Annotated in this window: 4 protein-coding genes, 3 tRNA genes and 2 rRNA genes (1 of these 9 only partly in view); all 9 read left to right on the top strand. The window is 53.1% G+C overall.

The genetic code is table 11. The annotated features are described in order from the left end of the window. A 23S ribosomal RNA gene (locus AC1UK9_RS25430) occupies positions 1 to 1955 on the top strand; it begins 937 nt to the left of the window's first position. 159 nt (positions 1956 to 2114) lie between these two features. Next, a 5S ribosomal RNA gene (gene rrf / locus AC1UK9_RS25425) occupies positions 2115 to 2230 on the top strand. Positions 2231 to 2362: 132 nt separating this feature from the next. Then, positions 2363 to 3316, top strand: coding sequence for a bifunctional biotin--[acetyl-CoA-carboxylase] ligase/biotin operon repressor BirA (gene birA / locus AC1UK9_RS25420; RefSeq protein ID WP_473013721.1), 954 nt, complete (start codon positions 2363 to 2365; stop codon positions 3314 to 3316). After that, positions 3306 to 4055: a pantothenate kinase gene (locus AC1UK9_RS25415; protein ID WP_473013720.1), complete on the top strand. Its 750-nt coding sequence runs from the start codon at positions 3306 to 3308 to the stop codon at positions 4053 to 4055. Before birA ends, AC1UK9_RS25415 begins: the two co-directional genes overlap by 11 nt. Positions 4056 to 4062: 7 nt before the next feature. Further along, positions 4063 to 4500, top strand: coding sequence for a hypothetical protein (locus tag AC1UK9_RS25410; RefSeq protein ID WP_025113568.1), 438 nt, complete (start codon positions 4063 to 4065; stop codon positions 4498 to 4500). A 142-nt stretch (positions 4501 to 4642) separates the two neighbouring features. Then, positions 4643 to 4727 (top strand) — tRNA-Tyr (locus AC1UK9_RS25405). Between the two features lie 24 nt (positions 4728 to 4751). Next, positions 4752 to 4825 (top strand) — tRNA-Gly (locus AC1UK9_RS25400). A gap of 26 nt (positions 4826 to 4851) precedes the next feature. After that, a tRNA-Thr gene (locus AC1UK9_RS25395) sits at positions 4852 to 4927 on the top strand. A gap of 85 nt (positions 4928 to 5012) precedes the next feature. Beyond that, positions 5013 to 6206 carry an elongation factor Tu gene (gene tuf / locus AC1UK9_RS25390; protein WP_038362141.1) on the top strand — a complete coding sequence of 398 codons (1194 nt, stop codon included), beginning with the start codon at positions 5013 to 5015 and terminating at the stop codon, positions 6204 to 6206. The last annotated feature ends 32 nt before the right edge of the window (positions 6207 to 6238 follow it).

Here is a 6238-nt window from a genome sequence, read left to right as displayed (position 1 = left end):
ACGGCGGGTGCTAACGTCCGTCGTGAAAAGGGAAACAACCCAGACCGTCAGCTAAGGTCCCAAAGTTATGGTTAAGTGGGAAACGATGTGGGAAGGCTTAGACAGCTAGGAGGTTGGCTTAGAAGCAGCCACCCTTTAAAGAAAGCGTAATAGCTCACTAGTCGAGTCGGCCTGCGCGGAAGATGTAACGGGGCTCAAACCATACACCGAAGCTACGGGTATCACGCAAGTGATGCGGTAGAGGAGCGTTCTGTAAGCCTGTGAAGGTGAGTTGAGAAGCTTGCTGGAGGTATCAGAAGTGCGAATGCTGACATGAGTAACGACAATGGGTGTGAAAAACACCCACGCCGAAAGACCAAGGTTTCCTGCGCAACGTTAATCGACGCAGGGTTAGTCGGTCCCTAAGGCGAGGCTGAAAAGCGTAGTCGATGGAAAACAGGTTAATATTCCTGTACTTCTGGTTATTGCGATGGAGGGACGGAGAAGGCTAGGCCAGCTTGGCGTTGGTTGTCCAAGTTTAAGGTGGTAGGCTGAGATCTTAGGTAAATCCGGGATCTTAAGGCCGAGAGCTGATGACGAGTTACCCTTTGGGTGACGAAGTGGTTGATGCCATGCTTCCAAGAAAAGCTTCTAAGCTTCAGGTAACCAGGAACCGTACCCCAAACCGACACAGGTGGTTGGGTAGAGAATACCAAGGCGCTTGAGAGAACTCGGGTGAAGGAACTAGGCAAAATGGCACCGTAACTTCGGGAGAAGGTGCGCCGGTGAGGGTGAAGGACTTGCTCCGTAAGCTCATGCCGGTCGAAGATACCAGGCCGCTGCGACTGTTTATTAAAAACACAGCACTCTGCAAACACGAAAGTGGACGTATAGGGTGTGACGCCTGCCCGGTGCCGGAAGGTTAATTGATGGGGTTAGCTAACGCGAAGCTCTTGATCGAAGCCCCGGTAAACGGCGGCCGTAACTATAACGGTCCTAAGGTAGCGAAATTCCTTGTCGGGTAAGTTCCGACCTGCACGAATGGCGTAACGATGGCGGCGCTGTCTCCACCCGAGACTCAGTGAAATTGAAATCGCTGTGAAGATGCAGTGTATCCGCGGCTAGACGGAAAGACCCCGTGAACCTTTACTATAGCTTTGCACTGGACTTTGAATTTGCTTGTGTAGGATAGGTGGGAGGCTTTGAAGCGTGGACGCCAGTTCGCGTGGAGCCATCCTTGAAATACCACCCTGGCAACTTTGAGGTTCTAACTCAGGTCCGTTATCCGGATCGAGGACAGTGTATGGTGGGTAGTTTGACTGGGGCGGTCTCCTCCTAAAGAGTAACGGAGGAGTACGAAGGTGCGCTCAGACCGGTCGGAAATCGGTCGTAGAGTATAAAGGCAAAAGCGCGCTTGACTGCGAGACAGACACGTCGAGCAGGTACGAAAGTAGGTCTTAGTGATCCGGTGGTTCTGTATGGAAGGGCCATCGCTCAACGGATAAAAGGTACTCCGGGGATAACAGGCTGATACCGCCCAAGAGTTCATATCGACGGCGGTGTTTGGCACCTCGATGTCGGCTCATCACATCCTGGGGCTGAAGCCGGTCCCAAGGGTATGGCTGTTCGCCATTTAAAGTGGTACGCGAGCTGGGTTTAGAACGTCGTGAGACAGTTCGGTCCCTATCTGCCGTGGACGTTTGAGATTTGAGAGGGGCTGCTCCTAGTACGAGAGGACCGGAGTGGACGAACCTCTGGTGTTCCGGTTGTCACGCCAGTGGCATTGCCGGGTAGCTATGTTCGGGAAAGATAACCGCTGAAAGCATCTAAGCGGGAAACTTGCCTCAAGATGAGATCTCACTGGAACCTTGAGTTCCCTGAAGGGCCGTCGAAGACTACGACGTTGATAGGTTGGGTGTGTAAGCGCTGTGAGGCGTTGAGCTAACCAATACTAATTGCCCGTGAGGCTTGACCATATAACACCCAAGCAATTTGCAGGCTTTGAGCTGAAAAGCGAAAGGTCACCAGATTGCGGTGTGTGAAGACGAAACGAACCGAAAGTTCGAGAGAAACACACAAACTATCGCATACCCAATTTGCTGAAGCGTCGAAAGACGAGTCGGCACACCGAATTTCTTGACGACCATAGAGCGTTGGAACCACCTGATCCCATCCCGAACTCAGAAGTGAAACGATGCATCGCCGATGGTAGTGTGGGGTTTCCCCATGTGAGAGTAGGTCATCGTCAAGATTAAATTCCGAAACCCCAATTGCGAAAGCAGTTGGGGTTTTGTTTTGCCCGCAGGAAAGTGGTTTGCTTGATTTCTATGCAATCGGCCGCCTCATGGCTATTATTCGGGCCTCATTGTGAGGCGAGACCTGCATGCTGACGTTGTTGAATCTTTTAAAGGATGGTCGATTCCATTCTGGTCAGGCTCTTGGGGTTGCCCTGGGCATCAGTCGAAGTGCTGTATGGAAGCAGCTTCAGCATCTTGAGGCTGAGCTAGGGTTGTCCATCAATAAGGTCCGGGGTCGAGGCTACCAACTGGCTGCTCCCCTGACGCTACTCGATCCTCTGAGTATTGGTGCCTTGGCCCCGGTTTGGCCTATGACAGTCTTTGACTCCATTGACTCCACCAATGGAGAAGCGTTACGCGCGATCAATCAAGGTCGCACGGCGCCGTTCCTGGTCTTGGCAGAGCGACAAATTTCCGGTCGAGGACGCAGGGGGCGCAAGTGGATAAGTCCCTTTGCTGAAAATCTCTATTACAGCTTGGTCCTGCGTATTGAAGGCGGCATGCGCCAGCTTGAGGGGCTGAGTCTTGTGGTCGGTCTGGCGGTCCTGCATTCCTTGCGAAAGCTGGGAGTGTCTGGCGCTGGATTGAAGTGGCCCAACGACGTATTGGTCGGAAACAAGAAAATTGCCGGTATTCTTCTGGAGCTCGTAGGGGATCCAGCAGATGTTTGTCACGTGGTGCTGGGGATAGGCATTAACGTGAATATGCAGGTTGCTGAGGAGGTCGATCAGCAATGGACGTCAATTCGACTCGAGACGGGCAAAAGCTGTGATCGTAATGTATTGGTGGCGGAGCTAAGCGAGCAACTGCGCAGCTATATCCATCGCCATCAGGTGGATGGCTTTTCAGCTCTCCAGGATGAGTGGCAAAAGGACCATATGTGGCAAGGTCGCTCGGTTTCGTTGATTGCCGGCGCTAATCATATAGAAGGCGTGGTGCTCGGTATTGATAGTCAAGGTGCGCTGCGCCTGAAGGTGGATGGCGTGGAAAAAGTATTTAGCGGTGGTGAGCTCAGTCTGAGGTTGCGTGATGATTCTTGAGCTCGACTGTGGAAACAGCTTCATCAAGTGGCGGGTATTGAATGCTGCCGCCGAAGGTCTTTTCGCAGAAGGAGTGGTCGACTCGGATCAGGCCCTGGTGGATAGTCTCTGTGCATTGGGCGGCCTGTCGCTACGTAACTGTCGCTTGGTCAGTGTCAGAACTAGTGAGGAGACTGCCGCTCTGACTCGGATTCTTGAGCAGACGTTCGCCCTCTCTGTAGTGTGTGCGAAGCCGGCCAATGAAATGTCCGGTGTCAAAAATGGCTATGACGACTATGAGCGTCTGGGGCTGGATCGCTGGCTGGCAATGCTCGGTGGTTTCCACCTGGCCGCAGGTGCTTGTCTGATTCTGGATTTCGGCACTGCTGTGACGGCAGACTTCATTAATGCCGACGGTGAGCACCAGGGGGGATTCATTTGTCCGGGGATGCCATTGATGCGAAATCAACTTCGCACACATACTCGGAATATCCGTTATGGAGATTTGGCTGCCGAGCGGGCTCTGACGAGTCATGCTCCTGGGCGGAGCACCGTTGAGGCGGTGGAGCGGGGGTGCTCGTTGATGTTGAGGGGGTTCGTGTTGACCCAAATGGAAATGGCTCGATCCTATTGGGGTGAGCGCTTTACCGTCTTTATTACAGGTGGCGACGCAGGTTTGGTTGCGGATGTCGTGCCTGATGCCCGAGTCGTCCCGGATCTGGTCTTTGTGGGGTTGGCGATGGCGTGTCCCTTATCTTGAGGTTTGTATGCGTTGGTTGTTCCTGCTGCTGGTTGTTCTCAATGTGTTCTATTACGTCTGGCATCAGCAGGAAGCGCCCTTGCGAGCAAAAGATGTCACGCCACTCAGCATGTACCGTGGATCCCAGCAAGACATTCGCTTGCTGAGTGAGGCTAGTGATGAATCCGGAGTGGGGCAGGGTGCACGACGCACAGGGCAGGATTGCCTGTTCTTGGGTGGCTTGGCTCGAGAGGAGGCTATTTCTGCGCTGCAGCAGCGGCTAGTAGCCATGAACGTAAGGGCTCAACCTTCGCAAAAGGATCTCACCGAGCCCGGTTACTGGCTGCGCATCGCGCCCGAAAGCCAGCGTTTGTTAGGGGATGCCCAGTTGCAAAACCTTTCCAAGGAATTCAATGAGTTAAAACATAAAATAATGCTGTGCGAGGGGGTTGCACCGTTGGAATAGTTTGCATAGAATGGCGCCCGCTCCACAGCGAACACCTAAACAGGTTGTCAAAGCGGAGCGATGTCAACGCAGCTAACCTCAGGTTTTTAATGAGAAAATGCTTGACAGAAGGTCGGCATAGTATAGAATGCCGGCTCGCTTAGGAGGGGTTCCCGAGCGGCCAAAGGGATCAGACTGTAAATCTGACGTCTACGACTTCGAAGGTTCGAATCCTTCCCCCTCCACCATTTTTAGCGTGAGCTGCAAGCTCCGCGGGTATAGTTTAGTGGTAGAACCTCAGCCTTCCAAGCTGATGATGCGGGTTCGATTCCCGCTACCCGCTCCAAGTTTGCAGGTTGTGCAAAGTGTTACGCTCTTGTAGCTCAGTTGGTAGAGCACACCCTTGGTAAGGGTGAGGTCAGCGGTTCAAATCCGCTCAAGAGCTCCATATAACAAGGCAGATATGAAAATATCTGCCTTTGTTTTAATGGCTGATATTGTTTGTCTAATTTCTTCTGTTGAGGGTGATATCGATGGCTAAGGAAAAATTTGATCGTTCCCTGCCCCACGTCAACGTTGGGACCATTGGTCACGTTGACCACGGTAAAACCACTCTGACCGCTGCTCTGACTCGCGTTTGCTCCGAAGTTTTCGGTTCGGCCGTAGTTGAATTCGACAAGATCGACAGCGCTCCAGAAGAAAAAGCTCGCGGTATCACCATCAACACCGCACACGTTGAGTACAACTCGCTGATCCGTCACTACGCTCACGTTGACTGCCCAGGTCACGCTGACTATGTGAAGAACATGATCACCGGTGCTGCTCAAATGGACGGCGCTATTCTGGTTTGTTCGGCCGCTGATGGTCCGATGCCGCAAACCCGTGAGCACATCCTGCTGTCCCGTCAGGTAGGCGTTCCGTACATCGTGGTTTTCCTGAACAAGGCTGACCTGGTAGACGACGCTGAGCTGCTGGAACTGGTTGAGATGGAAGTTCGCGACCTGCTGTCCACCTACGACTTCCCGGGCGATGACACTCCAATCATCATTGGTTCGGCTCGTATGGCGCTGGAAGGCAAAGACGACAACGAGATGGGCACCACTGCCGTCAAGAAGCTGGTTGAAACTCTGGACAGCTACATCCCAGAACCAGTTCGTATGATCGACAAGCCGTTCCTGATGCCAATCGAAGACGTGTTCTCGATCTCGGGTCGCGGTACTGTTGTGACTGGTCGTATCGAGCGCGGTATCGTTCGCGTTCAGGATCCGCTGGAAATCGTTGGTCTGCGTGACACTACCGTTTCCACCTGCACGGGTGTTGAAATGTTCCGCAAGCTGCTCGACGAAGGTCGTGCTGGCGAGAACTGCGGCGTTCTGCTGCGTGGTACCAAGCGTGACGACGTTGAGCGTGGTCAGGTTCTGGTCAAGCCGGGTTCGGTTAAGCCGCACACCAAGTTCACCGCAGAAGTTTACGTTCTGAGCAAGGAAGAAGGCGGCCGTCACACTCCGTTCTTCAAAGGCTACCGTCCACAGTTCTACTTCCGTACTACTGACGTGACTGGTAACTGCGAGCTGCCAGAAGGCGTTGAAATGGTAATGCCAGGTGACAACATTCAGATGACTGTTACCCTGATCAAAACCATCGCGATGGAAGACGGTCTGCGTTTCGCTATCCGTGAAGGCGGTCGTACCGTTGGCGCTGGCGTCGTAGCTAAAATCATCGAATAAGCGGTTGTAATGTATTTTTCGGGCCGGCATAA

It is taken from the genome of Pseudomonas sp. AK-TSAG1-1, from assembly GCF_056821665.1.
Note: the sequence above shows the minus strand (reverse complement) of the source record. Positions and strands in the feature narration are given on the sequence as shown.

What these genes read in the sequence shown, in the direction of transcription:
- AC1UK9_RS25410 (WP_025113568.1), top strand. Translation starts at nt 4,063, where the DNA reads ATGCGTTGGTTGTTCCTGCTGCTGGTTGTTCTCAATGTGTTCTATTAC.
- tuf (WP_038362141.1), top strand. Translation starts at nt 5,013, where the DNA reads ATGGCTAAGGAAAAATTTGATCGTTCCCTGCCCCACGTCAACGTTGGG.
- birA (WP_473013721.1), top strand. Translation starts at nt 2,363, where the DNA reads ATGCTGACGTTGTTGAATCTTTTAAAGGATGGTCGATTCCATTCTGGT.
- AC1UK9_RS25415 (WP_473013720.1), top strand. Translation starts at nt 3,306, where the DNA reads ATGATTCTTGAGCTCGACTGTGGAAACAGCTTCATCAAGTGGCGGGTA.